Genomic DNA, 702 nt, shown 5'->3' with positions numbered 1-702 from the left:
CGACGGGCCGGCTCGCCGTACGCGCGTCGGCGTGGGCCGGGTCCGTGGGAGTCGTCGGGTGAATCCGTCATGGCCCCAATTTCGAGTGCACGGTGCCGTCCGTTCGACGGCACGGGCTCGATTATGCGCGGCAGACAATCCCTGTCGTCAATGGTTGCGAGTCGCCAAATTGTCGCCGGTGTAGACCAACGGATCTTCCTGGGCCGCCGAACGTCGGGCTGGTGAGGACCGTCCAGCCAGCCGCCGGCCGGTGCCGGCCAACGAGGTGACGCGGCGAATTCAGGCGGGCGCTATCGGGCCCTTGCAATTGCCAACCTTATTGATATCTGCGGTCGGGACGAGTTGCTCCATAACAGATCGATTCGGCCGGCGGGCGTTTTCCACAGGCGGCGCCGTTGTCCACAGCCGACGGCTGAGGGGCGGTACGGCGAGCGGTGCCGGCAGCAGGCTCTGCCGCAGCACCCCGGAGCCGACCGCTGGAGACCGCCATGCCGTCCCGTACCCCGCTTCCCCCGCACCGCCGCCTGCCCCTGCTCGTCACCTCCGACGGCGACCTGCTCGACGAGCTGCTCCGGCTGGCCGCGGCGGGCGGCACCGAGGTCGAGCTCGCCGCCGACCCGGCCGCCGCCCGCGCCCGCTGGCTACCGGCTCCGCTGGTCCTGTCTCTTATACACAGCTCCGAGCCCACGAGACCGGAGCCTA

The 702-nt window shown here is 70.1% G+C and carries 1 pseudogene; it reads left to right on the top strand.

The window, feature by feature from the left end:
- Positions 1-488: 488 nt before the first annotated feature.
- Positions 489-702: pseudogene (locus tag DKL51_RS33510) on the top strand (septum site-determining protein Ssd); the annotation flags it as partial.

This window comes from Micromonospora globispora, from assembly GCF_003857015.1.
GTDB lineage: Bacteria > Actinomycetota > Actinomycetes > Mycobacteriales > Micromonosporaceae > Micromonospora > Micromonospora globispora.
Note: the sequence above shows the minus strand (reverse complement) of the source record. Positions and strands in the feature narration are given on the sequence as shown.